This window comes from Nonomuraea sp. NPDC001684 (assembly GCF_053596515.1).
Map to the genome: position 1 here is coordinate 1 of NZ_JBSFGJ010000789.1, position 2,314 is coordinate 2,314.

At 70.0% G+C, this 2,314-nt stretch carries 4 protein-coding genes; all 4 read right to left on the reverse strand.

Annotation, left to right across the window (positions count from 1 at the left end; genetic code table 11):
* Positions 1–147, reverse strand: a 147-nt coding sequence (locus ACWCSD_RS51730; RefSeq protein WP_449927121.1) for a Gfo/Idh/MocA family oxidoreductase, incomplete at its 3' end; no start/stop codon positions are given.
* Between the two features lie 31 nt (positions 148–178).
* A complete protein-coding gene (locus ACWCSD_RS51735) occupies positions 179–991 on the reverse strand; it encodes a carbohydrate ABC transporter permease (RefSeq protein WP_397164079.1) in 813 nt (270 codons plus the stop codon).
* Complete coding sequence (locus ACWCSD_RS51740; protein ID WP_358293385.1) at positions 984–1,916, reverse strand: carbohydrate ABC transporter permease; 933 nt, start codon at positions 1,914–1,916, stop codon at positions 984–986. Before ACWCSD_RS51740 ends, ACWCSD_RS51735 begins: the two co-directional genes overlap by 8 nt.
* Positions 1,913–2,314, reverse strand: a 402-nt coding sequence (locus ACWCSD_RS51745; protein ID WP_449927118.1) for an extracellular solute-binding protein, incomplete at its 5' end; no start/stop codon positions are given. The genes ACWCSD_RS51740 and ACWCSD_RS51745, both read right to left, overlap by 4 nt.

A 2,314-nucleotide genomic window follows, 5' to 3' on the forward strand; every position in this document is an offset into this window, starting at 1 on the left:
GGCCAGCTTCTCGGCCGCCTCGGCCCGGACGTCGCACACCGCGGCGACCTTCACCTGCCCGGCGCTCTGGCGGGCGGCGGCCACGTGGAACTCCGCGATGGTGCCCGCGCCGATGACGCCCAGGCGCAGCCCGGATGTTGTGGTCACGATTTCCTTTCCGGATCGGACATGGGCTCTGTCAGCCCTTGAGACCCGCGGACATGGTTCCGCGGACGAAGTAACGCTGGGCCAGCACGAACACCACCAGCATCGGCAGCAGGCTCATCATCGCCGCGGCCGTCACCAGCTGGTCGTTGCCGACGAACTGCCCCTTCAGGCTCAGCACGCCGACCGGCAGCGTGTAGTTCTCCGGCGAGGTGAGGTAGATCGTGGGCTCCAGCACGGCCTTCCACGAGGTGGTGAAGGTGAAGACCGCGAGCGTGGCCAGGGCGGGCTTGGCCAGCGGCAGGTGGATGCGCCAGAACACCTGCCAGGGGTTGGCGCCGTCGAGGCCGGCCGCCTCCTCGAAGTCCTTGGGGATGCCGAGGAACGTCTGCCGCATCAGGAAGATCCCGATCGGCGTGGCCAGCCAGTACGGCACGATGAGCGGCAACATCGAGTCCAGCCAGCCCAGCGAGCGGAACAGCAGGAAGTTCGGGACGATCGTGATGACGGTCGGCAACATCATCGTGCCCAGGGCCATCGTCAGCAGCGCCTGCTTGCCCGGCAGCCGCATCCTGGCCAGGGCGTGCCCGACCATGGCGCTGGTCAGCACGTTCCCGGCCACCGCGAGCACCGCGATCACCAGGCTGTTGGCCAGGTAGAGCCCGAACGGCGTGCGCCGCCACACCTCGGCGTAGTTGTCCCACTGGACCGGGTCGGGGATCCACGCGGGCGGCACCTGGATGTACTGGGCGAAGCTCTTGAGCGAGTTGCCCAGCGCCGCGGCGAACGGCAGCAGCATGACCGCCGCCCCCGCCAGCACCAGCACGTACGAGACGGTCTTACGCATAGTGCACCCACCTGCGCTGGAGCCGGAACTGCACCAGGGTCAGCGCGAGCACCAGCACGAACAGCACCCACGCCACGGCCGAGGCGTAGCCCATCTGGAAGAACTGGAAACCCTGCCGGTAGAGGTAGAGCACGGTCAGCTCGCTCGCGCCGTGCGGCCCGCCGTCGGTCATCACGAAGACCTGCTCGAACGACTGCAGCGTCTCGATGGAGGTGAGCACCAGCACCAGGAACGTGGTGCCGGAGATGCCCGGCAGGGTGATGTAGCGGAACCGGTTCCAGGCCGACGCGCCGTCGATCTTGGCGGCCTCGTAGCGCTCCTCGGGGATGGCCTGCAGGCCCGCCAGGAAGAGCACCGTCATGTAGCCGACGCCCTTCCAGACCGCGACCGCCGCCAGCGTGGGGATCACCAGCGCCGGATCCTGCAACCAGTTCTCGGCCGGCAGCCCGAGGAAGCCGAGCACCTGGTTGGCGATGCCGGTCTGCGGGTTGAAGACGGCGTCGGCCACGTAGGCGACGACCACCCACGAGGAGACGACCGGCACGAAGTAGGCCGCGCGGAACAGCGCCATGCCGCGCAGCCGCTGGTTGAGCGCGACCGCCAGGGCGAGGGCCAGCGCCGTCTGCGCCGGTACGAACAGCACCGCGAAGTAGGCGGTGTTGCCCAGCGTGCGCCAGAAGACCGGGTCGCCGAACAGCCGGGTGAAGTTGCCGAACCCGACGAACCTCGGCGCCGACATCAGGTCGTACTCGGTCATGCTGAAGAACAGCGAGGCCAGCAGCGGCCAGGCGGCCAGCGCGACCAGGTGCAGGAGGTAGGGCGAGGCGAACGCGAAGGCCCAGGCCCGCTCGCCCGTGCGCCGCCGCCGGGCGGGCGGCCGCGGCTCGGCGGCCACCTGCCCGGAGCGCCTGGTGAGCACCGTCACTGCGTCTTCCCGGCGTAGAAGCGGTCGATGACCTCCTGGGCCTCCTTCTGTCCGGTCTGCAGCGCGGTGGCGACCGGCGTGGCGCCCGACAGGGCCTCGTTCATGCGCTTGGCCAGGGCCTCGGTGTACTCCGACCACACGGCGTTGGTGCCGAGGTCGGTGGCCGCGTCCAGCGACTCCAGGAAGACCGGGCCGCGGTCGGCGGGCAGGGCCGTGGCGGCGACCTTCTTGTTGATCGGGATCGCCTCGCCCAGCTCGGCCCACTTGCGCTGCGGGCCCTCGCCGGAGAAGAAGGTGATCCACTTCCACGCCGCGTCGGCCTGCGCGGGGGAGGCGCCCTTGCCGACCACCCAGGAGTTGACGATCGCGACGTTGCCGCGCCCGGCCGGGCCCTTCGG